Annotated in this window: 21 protein-coding genes and 1 tRNA gene; 3 read left to right on the forward strand and 19 right to left on the reverse strand. The window is 52.1% G+C overall.

Annotation, left to right across the window (positions count from 1 at the left end):
- Positions 1–18: 18 nt before the first annotated feature.
- A complete protein-coding gene (locus ABJV08_RS10825) occupies positions 19–1,752 on the forward strand; it encodes an ABC transporter ATP-binding protein (protein ID WP_348039500.1) in 1,734 nt (577 codons plus the stop codon).
- Positions 1,753–1,923: 171 nt separating this feature from the next.
- Here the strand turns inward: ABJV08_RS10825 and ABJV08_RS10830 are convergent.
- The 7 genes from ABJV08_RS10830 to ABJV08_RS10860 form a co-directional block, all read right to left on the reverse strand.
- Positions 1,924–1,999 (reverse strand) — tRNA-Thr (locus ABJV08_RS10830).
- Positions 2,000–2,029: 30 nt separating this feature from the next.
- A complete protein-coding gene (locus ABJV08_RS10835) occupies positions 2,030–2,902 on the reverse strand; it encodes a hypothetical protein (protein ID WP_348039501.1) in 873 nt (290 codons plus the stop codon).
- 83 nt (positions 2,903–2,985) lie between these two features.
- A complete protein-coding gene (locus tag ABJV08_RS10840) occupies positions 2,986–4,206 on the reverse strand; it encodes a mechanosensitive ion channel (RefSeq protein WP_348039502.1) in 1,221 nt (406 codons plus the stop codon).
- 135 nt (positions 4,207–4,341) lie between these two features.
- Positions 4,342–5,331, reverse strand: coding sequence for an NADPH:quinone oxidoreductase family protein (locus tag ABJV08_RS10845; RefSeq protein ID WP_348039503.1), 990 nt, complete (start codon positions 5,329–5,331; stop codon positions 4,342–4,344).
- Positions 5,328–6,719, reverse strand: a complete 1,392-nt coding sequence (locus ABJV08_RS10850) for a serine hydrolase (RefSeq protein ID WP_348039504.1) — start codon at positions 6,717–6,719, stop codon at positions 5,328–5,330. The genes ABJV08_RS10845 and ABJV08_RS10850 overlap by 4 nt, the downstream gene beginning before the upstream one ends.
- Positions 6,700–8,019: a replication-associated recombination protein A gene (locus tag ABJV08_RS10855; protein WP_348039505.1), complete on the reverse strand. Its 1,320-nt coding sequence runs from the start codon at positions 8,017–8,019 to the stop codon at positions 6,700–6,702. Before ABJV08_RS10855 ends, ABJV08_RS10850 begins: the two co-directional genes overlap by 20 nt.
- A gap of 2 nt (positions 8,020–8,021) precedes the next feature.
- Positions 8,022–9,203, reverse strand: coding sequence for a glycosyltransferase family 1 protein (locus ABJV08_RS10860; RefSeq protein WP_348039506.1), 1,182 nt, complete (start codon positions 9,201–9,203; stop codon positions 8,022–8,024).
- Positions 9,204–9,267: 64 nt separating this feature from the next.
- Between ABJV08_RS10860 and ABJV08_RS10865 the strand changes: the two genes are divergently transcribed.
- Positions 9,268–9,921 carry an MOSC domain-containing protein gene (locus ABJV08_RS10865; RefSeq protein ID WP_348039507.1) on the forward strand — a complete coding sequence of 218 codons (654 nt, stop codon included), beginning with the start codon at positions 9,268–9,270 and terminating at the stop codon, positions 9,919–9,921.
- On the opposite strand, the gene ABJV08_RS10870 is transcribed toward ABJV08_RS10865, so the two are convergent.
- The 11 genes from ABJV08_RS10870 to ABJV08_RS10920 all read right to left on the reverse strand — a co-directional run bounded on the left by ABJV08_RS10870 (position 9,918) and on the right by ABJV08_RS10920 (position 17,971).
- A complete protein-coding gene (locus ABJV08_RS10870) occupies positions 9,918–10,856 on the reverse strand; it encodes a hemolysin family protein (protein WP_348039508.1) in 939 nt (312 codons plus the stop codon). The two genes, ABJV08_RS10865 and ABJV08_RS10870, sit on opposite strands and share 4 nt — an antisense overlap.
- A 12-nt stretch (positions 10,857–10,868) precedes the next feature.
- A complete protein-coding gene (ybeY, locus tag ABJV08_RS10875) occupies positions 10,869–11,384 on the reverse strand; it encodes an rRNA maturation RNase YbeY (RefSeq protein ID WP_348039598.1) in 516 nt (171 codons plus the stop codon).
- Positions 11,371–12,402 carry a PhoH family protein gene (locus tag ABJV08_RS10880; RefSeq protein WP_348039509.1) on the reverse strand — a complete coding sequence of 344 codons (1,032 nt, stop codon included), beginning with the start codon at positions 12,400–12,402 and terminating at the stop codon, positions 11,371–11,373. Before ABJV08_RS10880 ends, ybeY begins: the two co-directional genes overlap by 14 nt.
- A complete protein-coding gene (gene miaB / locus ABJV08_RS10885) occupies positions 12,402–13,739 on the reverse strand; it encodes a tRNA (N6-isopentenyl adenosine(37)-C2)-methylthiotransferase MiaB (protein ID WP_348039510.1) in 1,338 nt (445 codons plus the stop codon). The genes ABJV08_RS10880 and miaB overlap by 1 nt, the downstream gene beginning before the upstream one ends.
- 9 nt (positions 13,740–13,748) lie before the next feature.
- Entirely contained in the window at positions 13,749–14,603 is an 855-nt protein-coding gene (locus ABJV08_RS10890) for a lysophospholipid acyltransferase family protein (RefSeq protein ID WP_348039511.1), read from the reverse strand.
- Positions 14,575–14,997 (reverse strand): Fur family transcriptional regulator, encoded by a 423-nt coding sequence (locus ABJV08_RS10895; RefSeq protein WP_348039512.1) that lies wholly within the window; start codon positions 14,995–14,997, stop codon positions 14,575–14,577. The genes ABJV08_RS10890 and ABJV08_RS10895 overlap by 29 nt, the downstream gene beginning before the upstream one ends.
- 113 nt (positions 14,998–15,110) lie before the next feature.
- Entirely contained in the window at positions 15,111–15,527 is a 417-nt protein-coding gene (locus ABJV08_RS10900; RefSeq protein ID WP_348039513.1) for a MucR family transcriptional regulator, read from the reverse strand.
- 116 nt (positions 15,528–15,643) lie between these two features.
- Positions 15,644–16,144, reverse strand: coding sequence for a ribosomal protein S18-alanine N-acetyltransferase (rimI, locus tag ABJV08_RS10905; RefSeq protein ID WP_348039514.1), 501 nt, complete (start codon positions 16,142–16,144; stop codon positions 15,644–15,646).
- Positions 16,145–16,147: 3 nt separating this feature from the next.
- The gene (gene tsaB / locus ABJV08_RS10910) at positions 16,148–16,774 is read right to left on the reverse strand and encodes a tRNA (adenosine(37)-N6)-threonylcarbamoyltransferase complex dimerization subunit type 1 TsaB (RefSeq protein ID WP_348039515.1); all 627 of its coding nucleotides are present in this window, start codon (positions 16,772–16,774) and stop codon (positions 16,148–16,150) included.
- A 6-nt stretch (positions 16,775–16,780) separates the two neighbouring features.
- On the reverse strand, positions 16,781–17,374 hold the full coding sequence (locus tag ABJV08_RS10915) for a malonic semialdehyde reductase (RefSeq protein WP_348039516.1): 594 nt from the start codon (positions 17,372–17,374) through the stop codon (positions 16,781–16,783).
- A gap of 24 nt (positions 17,375–17,398) precedes the next feature.
- The gene (locus ABJV08_RS10920) at positions 17,399–17,971 is read right to left on the reverse strand and encodes a NifU family protein (RefSeq protein WP_348039517.1); all 573 of its coding nucleotides are present in this window, start codon (positions 17,969–17,971) and stop codon (positions 17,399–17,401) included.
- A 123-nt stretch (positions 17,972–18,094) separates the two neighbouring features.
- Here ABJV08_RS10920 and ABJV08_RS10925 point away from each other — a divergent pair, with 123 nt between their 5' ends.
- Complete coding sequence (locus tag ABJV08_RS10925) at positions 18,095–21,010, forward strand: insulinase family protein (RefSeq protein ID WP_348039518.1); 2,916 nt, start codon at positions 18,095–18,097, stop codon at positions 21,008–21,010.
- Here the strand turns inward: ABJV08_RS10925 and ABJV08_RS10930 are convergent.
- On the reverse strand, positions 21,007–21,639 hold the full coding sequence (locus ABJV08_RS10930; protein ID WP_348039519.1) for a peroxiredoxin family protein: 633 nt from the start codon (positions 21,637–21,639) through the stop codon (positions 21,007–21,009). The genes ABJV08_RS10925 and ABJV08_RS10930 overlap by 4 nt on opposite strands.
- Positions 21,640–21,668 lie beyond the last annotated feature (29 nt).

Raw genomic sequence — 21,668 nt, forward strand, 5'->3', positions numbered from 1 at the left:
TTGCACTAAACCGACAAGATGTTGATTCTGACATATTTAGAGATGATGTGGCGATTTTCGCGATCCCGGTCGCTATTTTTCGCGTCCCTTCTGTTCCTTTCCAGTATTACTCAGGGAATCGGGATTATCCTCCTGGTTCCGCTTCTGGGCGCGCTGCAGCAGTCCCAAGCCGAAGCTACTGGAATCGTGGAGGTCATCGTTAAAGGCCTGTCATTTGTCGGCATCCCCATCACGCTTGTCGGGCTTTTGAGTGCATTTCTGGCCCTCAATATAGTGCGGGCTTTGATCTCGTATAGCCAAACTATCGTTTCCGAACGCTTCCGACTGGAATTGCTGGACGACCTTCGCACAAGAAGTTTTGATGCGATACTCGAAGCGCGCTGGGAATGGCTGACCGCGCAGAAAAAATCAGACATGTCCAATTTGTTGGTAAATGAGATAAATCGTCTGGGATCTGCTCTGCTGTTTTCCGTTCGCTTCATTATTTCCGCGTTCTCGATCACGGCCTATATCCTCGTCGCTTTCAGCCTCTCCTTTCCGCTGACTTTGGCTGCGCTTGCTTTGGGAGCAGGGCTTTTCTTTGCCATGCGGCGGCAGCATTCCCTTGCCCATGATCAGGGAAAACGGCTGAGTGTAGCAAACCGCAAGGTTCAACAGACGGTTGAGGAAGGCCTGGCTGGGATCAAGCTGATCAAAATCCTGAGAAGTGAAGGGCGTCAAAGCCAGTTGATGATAAAAATTCGTAGTGCGTTGCGACATCGCACATTGCAGTTCGCCCAATTGAACGCGGCAATGACCTTTATTTTTCAAATTTTGGTTAGCCTGTTCATGGTGATGCTTCTCTATATCGGGGTTACATCTTTCGATCTCTCCTTGCCTACACTGCTCATTTTGGTTTTGATATTTTCTCGGCTCTCGCCGCAGATCCGTGAGATGCAAAGCCAAATCAACAATATTCTCCATTCCGACGCAGTTTTGGAAAACTATCATAATTTGATGCGGGCTGCCGGTGGCGAGCGGGAAGAGACGTTATCGCAGAATCTCGGTGACAAAATTAGTTTCAACAAATCGCTTAAATTGTCTGGTGTTTCGTTCAGCTATAAAACCCGCGGGCAGCCGTCGCTTAGTGATATGACAATCGAGATTCCGAGCCGAAAAACCACGGCAATCATGGGAACATCGGGCTCGGGAAAATCAACCTTGGCCGACCTGATCATGGGGTTGTTGACCCCGGATACGGGCACGATTGAAATTGACGGTATTTTGCTCGACGAAACAAACCGGCTGAATTGGCGGAAGTCAGTCGCCTATATGCCGCAGGATGTTTTTTTGTTTCACGACACAATCCGCAGCAATCTGCTTTGGGCCGATGGGAATGCTACGGATGATGAGCTGAAGAGTGCATTGAAATTTGCGTCTGCGGACTTTGTTTTCGACCTGCCCGAAGGGCTGGAAACCATCGTCGGAGATGCCGGCCAGCGCCTGTCTGGAGGTGAAAAGCAACGCATCGCCTTGGCAAGGGCAATGCTTCAGCGGCCTGACCTCATCATATTGGACGAAGCTACCAGTGCGCTTGATCTTGAGAATGAAGCTCGCATTCGCGATACGCTAGACAAGCTGCACGACAACATCACCGTTGTTGTGATTGGTCACCGGCTACCAACGCTGGAACATTCGGACCAGTTGATCATCTTGGAAAAAGGTCAAGTCAAGGCCGCCGGAAAATGGACGGATGTCATGAAATCCAGCTAATAGAAATCGGACAAAGGCGACGTCCATCTGGAGGGCAAAATCGATCGGTGGGAGCGCTTCTACAACTTTCATCGACCGCATGGTGCTTCGAGAGCCGGTAAAACTGGCTTCCGACCAAGCTAGCCTTTGGTGTTGGCGAATCTGTGGAGACCGCAAATGCAGAAGACTGGGTGGTGCCGAATATCCGACTCGAACGGATGACCTACCGCTTACAAGGCGGTTGCTCTACCAGCTGAGCTAATTCGGCATACACTGGATTTGCTGGGCGCTATTAGCGTCAAACCACGCCAAAGGTCCAGCCCTCTTTTTCGGCAATTGATTTGCTCATCGCTGGCGGGTTCCAGAGCGCAGGATTGCGGGCTGCCTGCTTCATCCACGCAGCCGTGATAAGTGCATCTGTGCTATGGTCATCATAATGTACCAATTTTGTCGGCATGGATGCGTTAAGCTGCTCAAGGGCCCTTTTGAGGGCCTTTCGATCCCGCACCTTGCTTCGTCCTTTGGGTTGCCCGGCAGCCAGCGCAGCTATGGTCGTGTATATCTCAACAATGACGGGGCCATGATCGGGAACGGGGTCAAAAGGCCAGACCGGAATCGCGCCCTGAAGATGATGCAACATCCGCATGCCTGTAAGGCTAGATTTTCCAACCTGTGCGGCGCCCACAAGATTGAAGCAACTGGCGCTATTGGCTTGTCCGGTGGCGCGTTGATAGCGCTCAACCTCCCGCAAACGTCCTATGCCGCCAGTGAAGAGATCACCGACATGGTCCCGACTATGACGAAAATGCCGACTCGCTTCATCATGACTTAGCAAGCTGTGGACGGTCAGATGGGGATCGTTACTGCATATCGTGTCCACCTCGCCCCAAAGTGCCTTCGCGTGGTTCGGGCTTCGGCTCCATCCCGGGAAATAGGAATTTTGGTCGAGATAGGGGAAGGACATGGACAGATCAAAACCGATCAACATGTCCTTTTCTTTCTGAGCCAGGTCCAAAAGCCAGGCCACAATATCAGCCCGTGACCAGTGTGGACTTGGAGACAAGAGGGCAGGAGGGCCATCAAGACCTATGATGGCAGTGGCAATACCTTGTGGACGCTCGGTCTTGGCACCGGACCAGTCGACACAGGTAAATTGGGAAAAGCTTCGCACCGGTCTGCTCTAGCGGATCCGCTGGGCAAAAGAAAAGGGCAGGCCCATCGGACCCGCCCTTATTCTATCAATTTGGCCAGAGCCTATTTTTTGGCAGCTGGTTTGGCAGCTGGCTTACGCGCAGCGGGTGCCTTTGGCTTTGAAACGTTGCTGGTCATGTTTTCCAGAACCTTTCCAGCCACATTGCGTCCACCCCAACCAAAGGCGAGGGCTGCTGCTGCAGCTCCACCAATGACCAATGCGGTAAACGCTGTTTGGACGATTTCTTCGCCAACACCCATGAACTGAAGGCCCATGAAGGCAAACAATAGCAAAGCTGCATAACGCACCAGTGTTGCGGCAAGCGCATTGTCACCCATGAGTTTCGCCAGCAGGTTCGCAATGAAGAAGCCAATCACGATCACGACACCACCAAAGATTACGCGTCCACCAAGGTCGAGCACATTATCCAAAATAGAAGTCAGTTCCGGGAAGTTCAGCAATTGCGTTGCTGCGATTGCAGCGAACAACATGATTGCAACCATCACCACTTTGGAAATGATTGAAGATGCAGTGCTACCTTCTGGCAAAATGTCCATTGCATCAATCGAACGATCAACGCCGAGACCCGGGAGCAGTTCCCCGACCAAGCCGCCAACCCAACGGGCGATGAGATAAGCAATGCCGAGGATCAAAGCCGCACCGATAATCAACGGAATGGCGCTCAAAATGGTTTCAAGCAAGGTGACAGCAGGATCGCTGATGGCCGAGATCTGCAAAGCTTGCAGTGCCGCGATGGCAACCGGAACGATGATCAGAACATATACGACCGTGCCGATTGTGCTGCTAATCGTAGAGTTTCCGGTGACTTGCTCTGCACCCGCCTTGTTGGCCCATTTGTCCAAGTTAATGGTCTGCATAGCAGTGGTGACAAGATCACGGACAATCTTGGCAACGATAGAACCAACGAAGAAGATGATCCCGGCGCCAACAATGTTCGGAATGAAGCCCATGACATTATCAAGCAAGGCTTGAAGTGGCGCGGTAACCGCATCCAGTTCGAAAACCGTAAGGATAGCGATCCAACCGAAGAGCCAGACCAGCAAGCTGACAATGCGACTAAGCGATCCACCAACAGAATCTCCGCCACCATTGTCTCTTTGCAAGAAAGCAATGCTGTCGACCAGTTTGGCAAAAGCCCATTTTACGGCTTTGGCAACCATCCAAGTAACAACCCAGATCAATATTGCAGAGACGATTTTCATCCCCCAGTCGCTCGCGATATCCATATCGAGCGCGTAATTTCCGATCCTTAAATCATCCATTTTCATGTTCCCCTTTGTTAGTTTTTCGCAATGACCCATCGCGATTCTTTCAAACGTTAACACTTTCGCGGGGTAAGTTACAGGGCAGAGGCCTTGATTAGACGTCTCAGAATGTAACGAAATGCAAAATCATGACTATGGTGCGATATTTATGACGGCGCGCCCGATCACTTCGCGGTTTTCCAGCGTTTTCAGCGCTGCCGTCACATCCTCCAAGTTGAACCTGTGAGAGATGTGAGGGCGCAGGGCCCCCAGGTCGGCAAGCTTCGACAAAGCAATGTTCTGACGCTTTGCCATGTCTGGATCTCTCCGGGGGCTCTCACCCGCTCGCACGCCTATGATTTCATATGTTTTGATCAGAATATGATTGGCGGGAAAAGATGGAACTGTACCGCTCGCAAAGCCGATGATGAGATATCGTCCGCCGAAGGCGATTGATCGTGTGGCTGCAATGGCCAGGTCGCCGCCCACTGGGTCGTAAACGACATCCGCGCCTTTTCCTTCTGTCAGCTCTTTGACCCGCTTTGCCAAGTCCGGGTCCTTTGGGTCCAATGCAAAGTCAGCGCCGGCATTTAGAATAAGGTTTCTTTTCTCCGGGGTTGAACCAGTACCGATAACCACGGCGCCCTCAAGCTTTGCCAATTTGACTGCAGCCATGCCAACACCGCCACTAGCGCCGAGTATGAAGACAGTCTCTGAAGCTTTAACGCGTCCGCGCTCGATCAACCCATTCCATGCCGTTGCCGCTGCCGTGCGCCAACAGGAGCCATCTTCATAGGAAAGCGCAGCGGGGAGCAGTGAGCATTGCTCCGCCACAGTGACGAGTTGCTCGGCGAAGGTGCCGCCTTTGGATCCCGCCATAACGCGATCTCCGACAGCGACATGGGTGACGTCGGCAGCAACTTCCAATATGTCGCCCGCAGCATCCATACCCGGGACAAAAGGCGGATCGGGCCGAAACTGATATTTACCGTATGTCATCAGCAAATCGGGAAAATTCAGGCCTGCCGATTTAATGCCGACACGAACTTGCCCGGGTTTCAGGGGAGGGGCCTCTCGCTGTTTGATTGCTATGGAGTCCGGTCCGGTCAATGCTGTACAAACGGCCGCACGATAAGCGGTCATGATCGATTTGCTTCTACAATCGCATCGACAAAAGCCTCCAGATCAAAACGGTCCTCTCTTGTATCATAACCGCGGCGGACAACTGCTAAGTCCAGCGAAGGAATGATCACGAGATATTGTCCGCGATTGCCGATGGCCGCGAACGTATCCTTCGGAATGGATTCTGACTTGTTCATCAACCAGAATGTTGCGCCATATCCCAATGCGCGTCCTTCAGGCTGTGGTCCTGAAGCTGTGCTGACGAAATCTCTCCAGTTTTCAGGAAGCAAGCGTTCGCCGTTCCACATGCCGTTGTTGAGATATAGAATACCCATGCGGCCCAAATCCCGTGCTGTCGTCCAGACCTGACTGGAAAGAATATAATTATCATCCCAGTCTGTCTCGGCGTAAGTCCGCGTCATTCCTAGCTTCTGGAAAAAGGAGAAAGGATCAAAGTCATGCTTTTCTGGCATGTAGTTTCCGAGCTTATCTTTCCGATCGAGATGTTCCGCTCGGGCCGCATGTATGGCAAGCAACGTATCGTTATTGGCATAGCGAAAACGTGTTCCCGGTTTGAAAAGCAACGGCCAACCTGTTGCGCGCTCGGTGACGAGTGCGCCCCCCATATAGAGAGCATCGGTCCGATTGCCGGCTGTGTCGCTGACCAGTCCGCTGCTCATTCGCATCAAATCATTTATTGTCATGGCGACCCGGGGTTCTCCAAATCGTTCCCATTCCGGGATCATGACGGGGGCGTGGACGTCGACCATTTTTTGTTGGACGGAATGGCCTATCAAGGTGCCAGCCATGGATTTTGCAACGGACCATGTCCGTTGCGCGGTATGCAGGTTGAGACCCTTCTGATATTGCTCGGTGAGTATTTTACCATTTTTGATGATCAGAACAGCGCTGGTCTTTCCGCCAAAAGCTTTGGGAGCAAAGGCGCGGTTGGCAACAGATTTAAAGGCTGGATGTTCATTTGCCGCCGCATTCTGGTCCCCCATCGGCCACGGGCGATTGTCTTGAAAAACACGCTCTTTGATCGGTGCGCCGATCTTTATACCGCCAAAGCCGATTGGCATGGAAGTGCAGCCGCTCTTGCGGTTCCAAATAGCAATGCGGGGGGGAGCGTCTTCGGCAAAGCGGACGCGAACTTGTCGTTCACTTTCGTCGATTTCTTCAACAAGAGTAGGCACAATGTCCGCGATCCGGTCATAGATTCCCGTCAGTTCGTCGGCTTTGATGGCGGCGAGCGATTTGTTGCCATTCCACAGGCCGGAACAGATGAACTGGGCTTTATAACCAGCCGCCAACGCTCGGTCATAGCGGCTAGGCTCTGTGCTTTGGGCCGCTGCGCCAGAAGAAACTAATGCGCTGACAATAGCAATATTAACCCATTTTTTCAGCACGCAATTTCTCCCAATAGTCCAGTCTCTCTCGGATTTTATGTTCAAAACCTCGATCCACGGGTTGATAATATTGTTCGGCTAGCATTTCGTCCGGCCAATAATTATCGCCGGAGAAACCGTCGTCCGTACCGTGATCATAGCTATAGTCTTTTCCATAGCCGATGTCCTTCATCAACTTGGTCGGAGCATTGAGAATATTTTGCGGTGGCATTAGCGAACCGGTAATTTTAGCTGATTTCCATGCCGCTTTCTGGGCCTTATAGGCGGCGTTGGACTTGGGGGCCGTGGCGCAATAGAGACACGCCTGCACGATCGCCAGTTCGCCTTCCGGGCTTCCTAGAAACTCATAGGCTTGCTTCGCAGCAAGGGCTTGTACGAGGGCCTGTGGATCGGCCATTCCGATATCTTCGCTGGCAAAACGAACGATCCGGCGCAGCAGGAAAAGCGGCTGTTCGCCAGCAACCAACATTCTCGCCAGATAGTAGAGGGAGGCCTGTGGATCAGATCCCCGCATTGCTTTGTGCAGTGCCGAGATCAGATTATAGTGGCCCTCCCGGTCTTTGTCATAAACCGCCATCCGGCGATGGAGAATTTTCGCGAGTTGTGATGGATCGAGCGGGTCCGCTATGTTGAGGGAAAGCAGTGTCTCCGCCTGATTGAGCAGAAACCGTCCATCACCGTCGGCGCTGGCGACCAAGGCTTCTCTGGACTCGGCGGTTAGTGGCAAGGATATTCCTTCGAGCTTTTCCGCTTTTTCCAGCAGTTCGCCAAGCGCCATTGTATCTAGCCGGTTGAGGATGAGAACCTGGGCTCTGCTGAGCAGGGCGGCGTTAAGTTCGAATGATGGGTTCTCGGTCGTGGCGCCGACCAGAACCACTGTGCCCTTCTCGACATAAGGCAGAAAGCTGTCTTGCTGGGAACGGTTAAACCGGTGAATCTCGTCGACAAAGAGCAGGGTTGCCTTACCGGACTGAAACCGCATGTCAGCTTCGGCAAAAACTTTTTTCAGTTCTGCTACGCCTGAAAAAACAGCTGAAATGGCTTTATAGTGGAGGTCTGTCTGGTCGGCCAACAGCCGTGCAAGACTGGTTTTTCCGGTGCCCGGAGGCCCCCATAGGACGATCGAGGAAAGCCTTCCTGCCGCGACCATACGACCTATTGTACCATTTTCACCAACCAGGTGATCCTGCCCGATGACGTCGCTTAATCGGCGGGGCCGGAGCCGGTCGGCCAAAGGCGAATTTGGAGAATTGTCCGAATGTCCATCATGCTGATCTTTTTCGTCAAACAGACCTTGCATGTCTAGCGCACGGTGTTTTGCTTGATGGGGCTATGGCCAGCCTGCCGTTGGCGGACCAGTCGCATATAAGTCTGGGCAACCACATCATTGATCTGATCCCAGCTGAATTCTTCAGCACGCTTTTCACCAGCCAAGCCGTGGGCGTTTCGGATGTCGAGATTTTCGCAATAGAGCTGCAACGCATCGGCAAAGGCACGAATGGCGCCAGGCGTGATCAATTTTCCGGAGTCATTGTCTTTCACCAGGCTTTGACTACCAGTGGCTTTTGCGGCGACGACCGGTAATCCGCAGGCCATTGCTTCAAGTGTTACATTGCCAAAGGTCTCGGTAACGGATGGATTGAACAACATATCCATGCTGGCAACCGCCCGACCAAGATCGCTACCTTGCTGAAAGCCGGCGAAAATGGCACCAGGAATTCTCTCTTCAAACCATTGCTGGGCAGGGCCTTCGCCTATGATGAGCACTTTATGAGCGACCTTGCGCCGTTTCAGTTCGTCTATAGCGTCTGAAAAAACATCGAGACCCTTTTCCATCACCAAGCGTCCCAGGAAACCGATCACCGGAACATCATCTTCAATGCCAAAGGATTGGCGCCACTCCAAATCACGGCGGTTGGAATTGAAGGTTTCCCGGTCTACACCGCGTGACCAAATCCCAACATCATAGTTCATCCGCTGATCGCGCAGCACCTGGGCCATCGATTCAGAAGGCGCAACCAAAGCGTCGCACCGTCGATATAAGCGACGCAATATTGCCTCTATAACCGGTTCCAAAAATGCCAGATTATAGTAGCGCGGATAGGTCTCGAACCGCGTGTGTACAGAAGCCAGAATGGGAATGTCTTGGCGCCGCGCCCAAGATACCATTTTATGTCCAACCCGGTCGGGACTGGATATCTGCATGATGTTCGGTTTGAACTCGGCCAGGTCATTTCGCACATCGCTCGAAATCCGGGTGGGGAAACGATACTCTCCGCGTCCCGGGAATGCGACGGACGGCACGCTGATAAGATCTCCAGTCGGTTCAAACGCCGGTGTATCGGTTGTGGGTGAGTAGACCCGAACAGCTGCGCCCTGACGCAGCAAATAGTCCACCAGACGATTTAGGGCCTGGTTGGCACCATCGCGGACAAAGTTATAATTGCCGCTGTAAAGGGCAATGCGAAGGTCGCTGATTTCCATTCGGGCCTTGAAGCATAATCAAGACGGAATTGCCAATATGAACTTGGTCGGCTAGCTGTCGACAATGATCCAAACCCAGTTGAAACAGCTCCTTATTGGTACGCCCAAACCCTTTGGAGATGATGGTGAATTGAGCGCAATTGCCAAGAATGGAAGCAATGGTTCCGTGATGCTGCGTTTTGAAGGTCTGGACGGTAATAAAGTTGCGGACCCGGTGCACCATGGGGGACGCGATAAGGCTGTTCACCTCTATCCGATTGAACATTATGCTTATTGGAAAAAAAGATATCCCGATGTTGATATTCTTGATCAACCGGGGGCATTCGGAGAAAATTTCAGTTGTACGGGACTGACCGAGGCGCGCTTATGTCTAGGCGATATTTTCCGGGTGGGAGAAGCGCTCGTGGAATGCAGCCACGCGCGTCAACCTTGTTGGAAGCTCAATCACCGGTTCGGAAAAACGGATGTTCTGAAAACCGTGGTGCAAACTGGCAAGTCAGGGAGCTATTTCCGTGTTTTGGAGGAAGGCTTGATAAAGGCAGGAGATGATCTGATCCAAGTGGATCGGCCCTTGCCTGATTGGCCGCTTGATCGGGTCTTTGATTTGATCATTGGTGGAAAGCACAAGGGCAGGGCGGCGGACCTCAATGCTCTGTCGCAGAACCCCGTTCTGGCTCAAAATTGGCGGGATCGGGCAAAGAAACTGGCTGGAAACTAGTCTTCCGAATTGTGGGCTCGGGCAGGTGGATGCAAGCGCAACTTGGTCACGCGGCGATCATCGGCATCCGTAATCTCTAAAATCCAGCCGCTCGGATGCTCCAGTTTTTCGCCGACCGTTGGAATATGTCCGGCGAGTACAAAGCACAATCCGCCGATCGTATCGACATCTTCATCAATTTTCTCGAGCGCCGGATCAATGGCATCGCCAACATCATCCAGTTCAGCCCGCGCATCTGCTTCCCAAATGCCATCGTCCAGCTTGACCAGCATCGGCACCGGTTCATCATCATGTTCGTCTTCAATTTCGCCGGTAATTTCTTCGACAATATCCTCAATCGTAACGAGGCCTTCAGTGCCATTATACTCGTCGAAGATAATGGCCAAATGGGTGCGAGTAGCGCGCATTTCCGCCAGCAGATCCAATACGCCCATAGATTCCGGAACGAAGCGGGGTTGCCGCAAAAATGGGGTGATGTCGTCAGGGAACTTACCGCCTTTGGCGACGATCGCAAAAATATCTTTGATATGTATCATGCCAATAATGTCGTCGAGATTTTCCCGATAGACCGGGATACGGCTGTGGCCATGCTCGGAGAAAATATCCACGAAATCGCTGAACGGAGCACTTGCTTCGATGGCGATCATATCGGCGCGGGGTACGGCAATGTCATCGACTCGATGCTCACTGAAGTGAAGCATGTTGCGCAACATTTCCAATTCTAGAGAGGAAAGATCCGGATTGCCTTTTGGATCGGTCTCGGCGTCGTTTTCGTGATCATCGATGACTTCTTCGATCTGCGCGCGCAGGCTATTGTCGTCTGAATTGCCGAAAAGCAGAGCCTTCAGGCTCCGCCATATTCGCCCGGGCTCGTCATCTTCCTTGGATTGGCCGTTGTTACGGACCGTGCCATTATCATCTTCTGCGTCGTTCATTCTATTTTTTGTTCACTCACTCTGCGTTGTTTCTGCGTAGGGGTTGGCAATCCCCAATGTTGCCAATGCGTTTGTCTCGCATTGTTCCATATGCGCGGCTTCGGCATTATTCTCATGATCATATCCTAGCAAATGCAAGGTCCCGTGCACAATCAAATGTGAGACGTGATCGGAAAAAGGAATGGTCTTCTGGCTCGCTTCGTCATGGCATGTTTCAAAAGCCAGGATAATGTCGCCCAGCAAAGCTTCTCCATCATCTGTATTTGCCAATGTTTCAAGCAAATCTGCCTGTACTTGAGGAAAGGATAAAACGTTGGTTGGCTTGTCCTTGCCGCGATAGGCCTTGTTCAAAGAGTGGACTTCGGCATTGTCGGAAAGCTTCACACTAAGTTCGAGGGAAAAACTTCCGGACAACAGACCAGCATGGGGCGAGGCATTGAATGCGGCCGATGCAGAGCGTGCAGCCAAGTCTGTCCAATCTTCTTGATTTTCCCATTCGGGAGACGCGGTCAGCTCAGTCTGCAGCATCTTTGCCTTCATAGGCTTCAACGATTTTTCCGACCAAAGGATGGCGAACAACATCGCTGGCGCCAAATTTTACGACGCTTACCTTCTCTATGTCCTGCAATTTCGAGACCGCATCAGCGAGGCCGGACGTGGCTTCCCTGGGAAGATCGACCTGTTTCGGGTCTCCGCAAATCACCATTCTGCTGTTCATACCAAAGCGGGTGAGAAACATTTTCATCTGTGCGGCAGTGGTGTTCTGCGCTTCATCGAGGATGACAAAGGCGTCGGATAGCGTCCGCCCGCGCATGAACGCGATGGGGGCGATCTCGATTTCGCCGCTCTCAATGCGCCGTTCCACCTGCTCTGCGGGAAGCGTGTCGTAAAGCGCATCATAAAGAGGGCGCAAAAATGGATCGACTTTTTCCTTCAGATCACCAGGCAAGAAGCCGATTTTTTCGCCGGCTTCAACCGCGGGGCGCGACAATATCAAGCGATCGACAGAGCCGCTTACGAGTTGGGATACAGCCTGTGCCACGGCTACATAGGTTTTCCCGGTGCCTGCTGGTCCCAGCGCGAAAATCATATCGTCGCGGGCGAGAGCTTCCATATAATGGGCCTGCCGGACCGAACGCGGAAAAATAGTTTTTTTGCGCGTTCGGATCATCACCTTAGGCGCATCGGCGACATCGCTTTTTTGATTGCCATCATCTGGTCGGGATTGTTTCGCGACCTTGGCAATACGTGGGTCCACAGCCATGGCAATAATAGCTTCGACCGCTCCAGTATCGATTTCCTGGCCTTGTTCTAGCCGGTTGTATATGCCCGTCAGCACCGCGCTGGCCTGAGATACAGCTTCTTCATGTCCCTCGATTTTCAATTTCGTTCCGCGCGCGGCGATATAAACACCGAGCCGGCTTTCGATCGTGACAATATTTCGATCATATTCACCGAAAAGACTGGCTAGAATTTGGGGGTCTTCGAATTCCAGGTCGAGTTTGGTCAGATTTTCGGTCGTGCCTGTCTTTGTTTTTTGAACCATCAGGCTGCCATTCTTTCCTTGACCTGACCGGTTATGCTGTTGGGCCCGGCTTTGGTAATTTCGACTTCAACCATATCGCCAATTTTTAGATCAGGCGAAATGATATGGGCCGATTGTAGCCATGGCGTCTTGCCGATCAACTGGCCATCAAGCTTACCCTCGCGTTCCAATAGAATATTGGTGGTGCGACCGATGGTGTCTTGATTGAATGCATATTGTTGTTCGTTGAGCAAAGCCTGCAATCTCTGCAACCGTTCGTCCATAACTTCGGGTGCGATCTGCTCGTCCATTCCCGCAGCTGGCGTGCCCGGACGGGGGGAATATTTGAAGGAAAAGGCCATCGCATAATTGGCATCTCTGACAATTTGTAATGTTTCTTCAAAATCCTGATCGGTTTCCCCGGGGAAGCCAACGATGAAATCGCCCGAAAGAGCCACGTCCGGCCGCAATTTGCGCATCTTCTCCAGGATCGTGAGATAGCTTTGTGCGCTATGTGATCGGTTCATTGCTTTGAGAATGCGATCGCTGCCGGATTGCACGGGCAAATGGAGAAAAGGCATAAGCTTTTCAACATCGCCATGTGCTGCAATCAACCCATCGGTCATGTCATTGGGGTGGCTGGTCATGTAGCGGATGCGTTTCAGACCCGAAATCTTGTCCAGCGCTCGGATCAAGCCATCAAGTCCTTGATGCTGTCCTTTCTCGTCATCACCGGTCCATGCGTTGACATTTTGACCGAGCAGCGTGATTTCGCGCGCGCCGCCATCGACAAGAGCCTTGGCTTCATCAACAAGGTCAGACCATGGGCGAGATATTTCTGCGCCGCGCGTGTAGGGCACGACACAATAGGTGCAAAATTTGTCGCAGCCTTCTTGAACCGTCAGAAAAGCGGTTGGGCGCGCCTGTTTCCCGCGGGACGGCAGGACGTCAAACTTCGAAATGGCCGGCATGTCCGTATCGAGTGCTTTTTTGCCAGATTTTGCGGTCTCCATCAGTTCGGGCAGTCGGTGATAGGCCTGTGGTCCCACCACAATATCAACGCTCGGTGCCCGGCGAGAAATTTCTTTGCCTTCAGCCTGGGCAATACAACCGGCGACCGCAATCATAGGGCTTGAGCCGTCTTTTCTGCGCAGGCGGCCAATATCGGAATAGACTTTATCGACAGCCTTCTCCCGAATATGACAGGTGTTCAGCACGACAAGATCGGCTTCGGCGCCATTTCGGGCGGCGCTCATGCCTTGATCGACAAGCAATTCAGACATGCGCTCGCCATCATAGACGTTCATCTGGCAGCCAAAGGATTTGATATGGAATTTTTTGGGATCGACTTTTGTCATAGCGCGCGCCTATACAATGGGTTTTCCTCCCAGGGAAGCTGAAAGCGGTTCGGCGATCAGTCGTCTGGCTTCGGCGGCAATATCTTTTCGGCAGGAATAATGGTCGGGATCAAAAGGCTCGAGAAAATGAACCTCGACCAGAAAACTGCCGGGACGAGTCAGCAGGCGCCAAGCATTGGATTTTGCAGTTTCTTCGCCGGTCCATCCAATTTCATATGCATTTTTCCCGTAGTTCAGAAATATCGGTTGTACCAAAATACCCGGTGGGGGAGGCTCCAACACTTTCAGCAGCGGCGCTTTGAACGGCAAAAGCGTAGATCCGTCAGTCGTGGTGCCTTCTGGAAAAATGGTAATCGCCCAAGTTTCCTCCAAGGCATCTCTCAACTGGTTGATTTGCTGCGCAATGCCCATGCGGTCGGATCGTGACACAAAGACCGTATCGTTAAGCCGGCAGAGCCAGCCAATGATTGGCCAGTTCCCTATTTCTTCCTTGGACACAAATGCCGTTCCACTATGGCCACCCAGAATCGCGATATCGACCCAAGACAGATGATTGGAAATGAAGAAAACATCCCGCTTTATGGGGGTGCCGATGATCTTGACCCGAGCGCCGCAGGCAAAAGCCGCGATCTTGAGGAATGTTCGGGGCCACGGGTTGGACAAACCCAGAATCCGCCAAATATAGTAAAATGGTATGCACGCAACCAGCGCTGTGATCAGCAAAGAAATGCGCAGTGCGAATCTCAAATAACCGATTGGAGTGGCCCCGTTCCAAAGCCGATAAGCCATAGGCTGAGTATCACAAGGCCGCGCATCCGGATCGGGGTTGGGCACGTTAGACTTTTCTGGCGAGAGATACGCCATAAAGCTCCATGCGGTGGTCTACCAGCCGATAGCCCAGCTTTTCTGCAATTTGCTTTTGCAGGGCTTCAAGCTCGGGATCAACAAACTCTATAACTTTTCCGGTTTCGACATCGATCAAATGATCGTGATGCGCTTCAGGAACAGCTTCATATCGTGCTCGACCATCGCCAAAATCGTGACGGTCCAATATTCCAGCTTCTTCAAACAATCTAACCGTGCGGTAAACCGTTGCAATAGATATGCGCGGGTCAACAGCAGAAGACCGTTCATGAAGCGTTTCAACGTCCGGATGATCTTCGGCATCTGAAATTACGCGCGCGATCACTCGACGCTGGTCGGTGATGCGCAGTCCCTTTTCGGCGCATAAGGCTTCAAGATCAATTTTTTGTGGCATAAACCCTTTCCGTCACGCTGGAGCAGACTCTATGCCGAGAGCCGGGTATTGGAAAGAGAAAATTGCGGCCGTGTGACCGCAATTTCCCAAATTCCACATATCAAGTGCCTGTGCTATTTCCTTTTGCCTCTTTTCTTGCCCAGGCCGATGGCCTTGGCAAGCTGACGCCGCTTTTCTGCATAATTGGGCGCGACCATAGGATAGTCGTTGGGCAGGCCCCATTTTGCGCGATAATCTTCCGGCGTCATACCATAGTGAGTCATGAGGTGGCGTTTTAGCATTTTGAGCTTTTTTCCATCCTCTAGACAGACCACATAATCTGGCTTGATTGATGCTTTGATGGGAACGGCGGGATCAGGGCGGGCCTGTTCGGCGGCCTTTCCAGAAAGGCTCGCAAGAGCGCCATGTACACCACTGATAATCAGCGGCAAATCAGATACTGCAACGCTATTGTTGCTAACATGTGCTGCAACTATGTCTGAAGTGAGCGTGATCAACGTCTCATTCAGAGCAATTTCTTCCTCTGTCATATGTTTTACCTTTGTGCGACCATTGTTATGGTATTGCTATTTTTAGCGCTCCGCTAATTACACGAACCAACGCTGGCCGCAACCGTCAAGCTGAGGCTGTTTTTGGTAAAATATCTTCAAGTTAAGATGGTTTTGTAAGTAATGGCATCGAACTTTTCCAAATTCGCACCTGTATAATAGGCTTTTCGTACCCCTATCTGGTGAAATCCGAATTGGGTATAGAGCTTTTCAGCCGGATTATTCGCTCTCATTTCGAGAAAAACAGCAGCAACATCAGCTGCTCTGGCATCTTTCAACATATGTTCTAGCAACAAATACCCAATGCCCCGCCCCTGGAATGTTGAAGAAACGGCGATCATCAAGAGTTCCTCCTCATCCGCGGCCTGTCGGCTGATCACAAATCCGCAAACCGTGTTTGCCTGCAAGGCTATCAAAAGCTTGGCGCTGGGCATACAAAGCATGGATCTGCATTGATGGTGGTTCCATGCTTCCCCGTAAGTTTCGGGAAAGGCGTCTTTCATTACCCGCATCACATCTTTTAAGTCAGCGAGGTCTCCCGACCGTATGTCAATCGGACCGAGCCCAAGACCATCCCAAGGGTTTTGACGACTGGCCATGAATCAACCGGCTTTCGCTGGTTGGGCGTCTGGCTTGCGCCCATAGATTGGTTTGGTTTCCAATTGCTTCATATCATCGCTCAGTAACGAGATATCGGCTGCGTTTGGTAATAATGGTAGGTGGGCAGCGGCATCAACCATGGCTGCCAATGCTGTTGCTGCCGAACCTGCGATAAAATCGGCCTCGACCTGCTTCGCCGCTTGTTCCGGCGTTAGCGTCGCCATGGGATGGAGGGGTTTGCCGCTGGCATCAAAATTCTGGAGAAAATACTCGCCATGACCCGCCAGCATTGCAACGCAGACAGGGCGTTCTGACTCGTAATATTTGCCTGCTTGTGCCGCTACCAAAGCTAGGCAAGAAAAGCCGTGAATTTCTGCATCCCAGGCCAGAGCCAGGGCTTTTGCTGCGGAGATACCAATGCGCACGCCCGTAAAACTACCGGGACCGCAATTTACCAGGATCTTTTTGGCTTTGCCACAATCGGGAAGTCCTGCAATCGCGGGAATCAGTTTTTCCGCGTGTCCACGTCCGATTTCGGCATAGTTGGACGCGATCAGGACACCGTCTTCAAATAGGGCAACCGAACATGCGACTGTGGCCGTATCAATTGCAAGAAGGCGTTCGGCCATCAGCCGTCAAATCAAGCTGTTGAATTTATCAAATTCCGGGCGAGGGCTGCGTTCAAAAATTGTCGCCGGATCGCCATAGCCCAATGTTGAAATGAAGTTGGATTTGATATTGGGTTGATCGCCAAAAAATGCTTGATCGACCGCATCATTGTCAAAACCCGACATAGGGCCGGTATCAAGGCCAAGCGCGCGGGCGGCCAAGATAAAATATCCGCCCTGAAGAGAACTGTTGCGGAGCGCATGGACCTTGCGCGCTTCCGGATCCCCCGCAAACCAGCTTTTTGCGTCGGCGTGAGGGAAGAGCTCCGGAAGATGTTCATGGAATTCCTGATCGGATCCAATGATGACAGCGACCGGCGCCTGGCGGATCTTGTCTTGATTGGCCTCTGCCGTCAGCGCAGCAAGCTTATCCCGGGATTGCTGGCTGTGGCACCAGATGAGTCGGGCGGGCAGCATATTGGCGCTGGTTGGCCCCATTTTCAGCAGGTTCCAGATGGCATGAAGCTGTTCCACGGATACGGGCTTGTCTTGATAGCCGTTATAGGTGCGTGCTTCGACAAAAAGCTGGTCTAGTGCCGCTTGACCCAGGGGAGAATTCATTGATCTGCCTTTATTTGCTTGAGCCTAAGCAGCCCGGACTTCAGTGACCTCTGGAACATAATGTTTCAGCAGCGATTCAATGCCATGTTTCAACGTTGCCGTTGAGGAGGGACATCCTGCACAGGCGCCCTGCATCTTTAGGAATACGATGCCTTCGTTGAAGCCGCGATAGATGATATCGCCACCATCATTGGCAACAGCCGGGCGCACTCTGGTCTCTATCAATTCTTTGATTTGTGAAACGATATCGGCATCTTCCGGGTTGTCATGCACCTCTTCTTCGGGCGGTACGACAATTTCACCGGCGCTGCCGGGTTTGAAAAGGGGCAATCCAGCAGAGAAATGATCGAGCAAAATACTCAGGATCTGGGGTTTCTGGTCTCCCCAGTCGGCGCCCGGGCCGCAGGTTACCGAGATAAAATCAGAACCGAAGAAAACACCGGTGACATCACCGAGCGTGAACAAGGCTTCTGCTAGCGGTGATATTTCTGCATCTTCCGGCGACGCAAAATCGCGGGTGCCGTCGGCCATCACCGTCTGCCCCAACAAAAATTTGAGAGTGGAAGGGTTTGGTGTTTTTTCTGTTTCAATGAGCATGGTTGTTATCTGGCGATTATATGCGGAGCGATCAAGGGCTAAACATACCTCATCAACAATGGGAACAAAGAATGTCGGGAATATTCACTGGCCAGTAAGATTGGGCCTGCTTATATCTCCGACATGAAATTATCATTTTCCCGTTTGTTTCCCCGTTTGGCTCTCTTGCTGCCAGCTTGTCTGTTAGCGATTCCCGGCACGGCCATGGCAGAAGATGCTCAAAGCGATGATCCTTTGCCCTGGCTTTATAAAAACAGCGATGTTCCGGTCGACAAGAGTTGGACATTTGGCGAACTGGACAATGGCATGCGCTATGCAGTCAAACGCAACGGAGTGCCGCCTGGACAGGTGTCGATCCGATTGCGACTGGATGTGGGCTCGCTAATGGAAACCGAGGAAGAGCAAGGCTTCGCTCATTTTATGGAACATCTGACCTTTCGAGGGTCTACCCATGTACCCGATGGAGAAGCGAAGCGGGTCTGGCAGAGATTGGGCGCGACCTTCGGAAGCGACAGCAATGCCGAAACGACACCGACGCAGACGGTATATAAATTGGATCTTCCCAATGCCAGCCGGAGCAGCCTCGACGAGAGTATGAAAATATTGTCCGGCATGGTGAGCTCTCCTGGCTTGAGCACCAAAGCTGTGAATGCGGAACGTCCGGTCGTGCTTGCTGAGTTGCGAGAGCGTGCAGGTCCGCAATCCAAAGTGCAAAATGCGACGCGAGAATTGTTTTTTGCGGGGCAGAGATTGGCCAACCGGGCCCCGATTGGAACGCCAGAAACGTTGAGCGCTGCCACGCCAAAGATGCTGCAATTGTTTCATCAACGCTGGTACCGTCCCGAGCAGGCCGTGATAGTTGTTGCAGGCGATGGTGATCCGGCATTGTTTGAAGAGCTGCTTAAAAAGCATTTCGCTCAATGGCAGGGCAAGGGCGAAGCCGGCAAAATTCCCGACTTTGGCGCACCGGAAGATACCGCTGATATCAGTCGGGTGGTTATCGAGCCAACATTGCCGCAATTCGTTTCTATGGTCATTGCAAGGCCTTGGGAGCAGGTCGAAGATACGATTGCTTATAATCAACAAATATTGATCGACCTTCTGGCGTTACAATTGATCAATCGCCGACTGGAAGCCCGGGCGCGGGCCGGTGGTAGCTATTTGCAGGCCAGCGTAGGGCAGGATGATGTCAGCCGTTCGATAGATGGAACCTTCGTCAGTATTATACCGCTTGGCGACGACTGGGAGGCAGCGCTCAAAGATGTGCGCGGGGTCATCGCAGATGCGACGACTTTAGCGCCGTCTGAAGTCGACATTGCCCGAGAAATTGCCGAATTTGATGCAGCTCTCGCGATTGGTGTCGAAAGCTATCAAACCGAAGCTGCGCGAAAACAGGCTGATGACATTGTTCATGCCGTGGATATCCGTGAGACCGTCGCAACACCTCAGGTAGCGCTCGATGTTTTTCGCGCGATGCGAGGTCTCTACACACCGGAAAGGCTGCTTCAATCCACGCAGAAACAATTTACAGGTGTCTCTACCCGAGCCTTGCTGACCTCTCCGAATGTTATTGCGGATGGGAAAAGCAGACTGGCTAAGGCTCTGCGTAAACAGGTTGTCGCGGCAAATGATGTGCGTGTTGTGCAATCGGATATCGGTTTTGATGCTTTGAAAAAAATTGGTTCGAAAGGAGCCATTAAATCATCCAAGACCATCGAGCGCTTCGACATAGAGCAGCTAGAGCTTGAAAATGGCGTTCGGGTCTTGTTGTTCCCCAACAAAGCAGAGCGTAACAAGATCATGGTCAATGCGCGTTTCGGTTCGGGCTATAGCGGATTGTCACCGACGCGCGAGTCTCTGGCATGGTCCGGTGCTCTCGCCTTAATGGCTAGCGGTGTCGACGATCTCGGACAGGATGATCTCGATAAGATCACGACGGGCAGGCGGATCGGCTTGGGGTTCGGGATCGATAATGATGCTTTCGAAATTACGGCCGACACAAGACCGTCGGATCTTGAAGATCAATTGCATTTGATTGCGGCAAAGCTGGCATTTCCTCGCTGGGATTCGGCTCCCGTGGTCCGCAGCAAGGCCGCTTCCTTAATCAGCTATGATAGTTTTTCGGCATCACCGCAGGCGGTTTTGGAACGAGACCTGGAATGGCTGGTTCGTGGGAAGGACCCAAGATGGAAAACCCCGGACAAGGAAGATTTTGAACAGCTGACGGCGAAGAATTTCAAGAGGTTCTGGAAACCTATTCTCAAAAGTGGGCCGGTTGAACTGATGCTGTTCGGTGACTTTGACCGCGATGAGGCTGTTGAATCCATACTGAAAACTTTTGGTGCATTGAAACAACGCAAAGCGCTGAGCATCCAGCCCGGCGCAACGTCGCCGAATTTCCCAAAACCGCAGGCTGGTCCGGAAGTCCTGGTTCACAAAGGAGATGGTGAACGGGCAGCAGCCATGGTTGCTTGGCCTACTGGTGGCGGGCTTGCCAAAGTTCAAGAAAGTCGACGGTTGGAAGTCCTCGTGTCCATTTTCAACGACCGTCTATTTGAAATCCTCCGCTCCCAGCAGGGCGCAAGCTATAGCCCGCAGGTGGTCAACAGTTGGCCAGTGGAGTTCAATTCTGGTGGTTATATTGGCGCACAAAGCCAGTTAACACCGGACAATATTGACCGGTTTTATAATGTTGTGGAATTGATTGCGAAGGATCTGCGGGACAATCCCGTAAGCGCTGATGAATTGCAGCGGGTGGTTGAGCCCTTGCGCCAGTTGATCTCCCGGGCGAGCAGCGGCAACAGTTTCTGGATGAGCCAAATGGAAGGGGCAAGCTACAATCCGCAGAAGTTTATTGCGCTACGAAGCCTGCTTAGTGACTATACGGTTATCACTCCCGAAGAGGTGCAGGCGCTTGCCGTCAAATATCTCGATGATAGTAAGAAATGGAAGCTGGTGGTCTTGCCGGAATCCAAAAAACTGGCCGCCAATGATAATCAGGCGACGCCCGAAGCCAAGGCAGTTGCTGCATCTAACTAGATAGATTTGGCCAGAGCTAAAATCTGTTCGTTGGTTGGCCGCTTTTTATAGTCTCCCGACACGGATTTGGCGACAACCTTGCCGTCTTTGTCGATCAGGAACACTGAAGCATATGGCACACCAGCGGCGCGGCCTTCGGTATATTGCGGATCGCGGAGATCAAAGGCGTCAATAACCGACGATGGTTGGTCGGACAGCATCTGATATTTTAGCATCTGGTTCTTGGCAAAACGATCCTGCTGTTCCGGGCTATCATAGCTCAGGCCATAGAGATTATAACCAAGACCCTTCAAATCATCGACGATGGCATTGATGGATTTCAATTGGGTCTGACAATAGGGGCACCATTCCACCGAACGAGTAAATACTATCAGGGCAGGGCCATCTTCGAGGATTTGACCGAGCGTTGTTTCGCCAGATTTGGTCAGCAATTTGGCCGTCAAGGGAACCCTCGCTCCTACGGCGAGGCCTTCGTCTATGCTTTCGATTTCTGTGATCGGCGCGACGACCATCTCGGGCGCGCTCTCGGCCGCTTCTGCAACTTCGGATTCTGCCTCAGGCGGTGTCTCGGAACAGGCTGTCAGTGCGATTGCGGCAACGGACGTCAAAAATAGGGATGTTCTGCTCATGAAAGGCTCCATTTAACTGGTTCTGCAGC

Source organism: Parasphingorhabdus sp. (assembly GCF_039982395.1).
GTDB lineage: Bacteria > Pseudomonadota > Alphaproteobacteria > Sphingomonadales > Sphingomonadaceae > Parasphingorhabdus.

Excerpts from the sequence above, each read along its gene's own strand:
- ABJV08_RS10825 (WP_348039500.1), top strand. The coding sequence starts at position 19 with ATGTTGATTCTGACATATTTAGAGATGATGTGGCGATTTTCGCGATCC.
- ABJV08_RS10840 (WP_348039502.1), bottom strand. The coding sequence starts at position 4,206 with ATGGATGATTTAAGGATCGGAAATTACGCGCTCGATATGGATATCGCG.
- ABJV08_RS10845 (WP_348039503.1), bottom strand. The coding sequence starts at position 5,331 with ATGACCGCTTATCGTGCGGCCGTTTGTACAGCATTGACCGGACCGGAC.
- ABJV08_RS10855 (WP_348039505.1), bottom strand. The coding sequence starts at position 8,019 with ATGCAAGGTCTGTTTGACGAAAAAGATCAGCATGATGGACATTCGGAC.
- ABJV08_RS10860 (WP_348039506.1), bottom strand. The coding sequence starts at position 9,203 with ATGGAAATCAGCGACCTTCGCATTGCCCTTTACAGCGGCAATTATAAC.
- ABJV08_RS10865 (WP_348039507.1), top strand. The coding sequence starts at position 9,268 with ATGATCCAAACCCAGTTGAAACAGCTCCTTATTGGTACGCCCAAACCC.
- ABJV08_RS10870 (WP_348039508.1), bottom strand. The coding sequence starts at position 10,856 with ATGAACGACGCAGAAGATGATAATGGCACGGTCCGTAACAACGGCCAA.
- ybeY (WP_348039598.1), bottom strand. The coding sequence starts at position 11,384 with ATGCTGCAGACTGAGCTGACCGCGTCTCCCGAATGGGAAAATCAAGAA.
- ABJV08_RS10880 (WP_348039509.1), bottom strand. The coding sequence starts at position 12,402 with ATGGTTCAAAAAACAAAGACAGGCACGACCGAAAATCTGACCAAACTC.
- miaB (WP_348039510.1), bottom strand. The coding sequence starts at position 13,739 with ATGACAAAAGTCGATCCCAAAAAATTCCATATCAAATCCTTTGGCTGC.
- ABJV08_RS10890 (WP_348039511.1), bottom strand. The coding sequence starts at position 14,603 with ATGGCGTATCTCTCGCCAGAAAAGTCTAACGTGCCCAACCCCGATCCG.
- ABJV08_RS10895 (WP_348039512.1), bottom strand. The coding sequence starts at position 14,997 with ATGCCACAAAAAATTGATCTTGAAGCCTTATGCGCCGAAAAGGGACTG.
- ABJV08_RS10900 (WP_348039513.1), bottom strand. The coding sequence starts at position 15,527 with ATGACAGAGGAAGAAATTGCTCTGAATGAGACGTTGATCACGCTCACT.
- rimI (WP_348039514.1), bottom strand. The coding sequence starts at position 16,144 with ATGGCCAGTCGTCAAAACCCTTGGGATGGTCTTGGGCTCGGTCCGATT.
- tsaB (WP_348039515.1), bottom strand. The coding sequence starts at position 16,774 with ATGGCCGAACGCCTTCTTGCAATTGATACGGCCACAGTCGCATGTTCG.
- ABJV08_RS10915 (WP_348039516.1), bottom strand. The coding sequence starts at position 17,374 with ATGAATTCTCCCCTGGGTCAAGCGGCACTAGACCAGCTTTTTGTCGAA.
- ABJV08_RS10920 (WP_348039517.1), bottom strand. The coding sequence starts at position 17,971 with ATGCTCATTGAAACAGAAAAAACACCAAACCCTTCCACTCTCAAATTT.
- ABJV08_RS10925 (WP_348039518.1), top strand. The coding sequence starts at position 18,095 with ATGAAATTATCATTTTCCCGTTTGTTTCCCCGTTTGGCTCTCTTGCTG.
- ABJV08_RS10930 (WP_348039519.1), bottom strand. The coding sequence starts at position 21,639 with ATGAGCAGAACATCCCTATTTTTGACGTCCGTTGCCGCAATCGCACTG.